Below are 299 nucleotides of genomic sequence, written 5' to 3'. Positions count from 1 at the left end.
ATATGAAGTTATCAGCAATTGCATCCAGTGTTGCATCCACATCCGTAATATGTGTTCGGGTTAGGAACCTGATATGCCGGAATCGGTGCTGGATTGATTGCATTAATGAGCTGCTGTGTCTGAGAAGCCATTGCAGTTGTGAGAAGTGCGCTCTGGCGATCCTGAGATGCAGCACGTCTGAGATCATTATTCTCAGCCTGCAGACTAGAAATCTTTTCATTGCAAAGATAGTCAAGAATGGCTCTTGTTCCTGCATTCTGACTGTCAATAATGTCTCTTGTGTTACTGTTCATTGTGTT

1 protein-coding gene is annotated in these 299 nt (G+C 43.5%); it reads right to left on the bottom strand.

The features are described from left to right. Positions 1-11 precede the first annotated feature (11 nt). On the bottom strand, positions 12-299 hold a 288-nt coding region (locus tag ABFY71_RS18805; protein ID WP_347947394.1), incomplete at its 5' end, for a hypothetical protein.

The organism is Devosia alba (genome assembly GCF_039938915.1).
Taxonomy (GTDB): Bacteria; Pseudomonadota; Alphaproteobacteria; order Rhizobiales; family Devosiaceae; genus Devosia; species Devosia alba.
The sequence above is the reverse complement of the archived record's forward strand: the minus strand, read 5'-3'. Positions and strand labels throughout refer to the sequence as shown.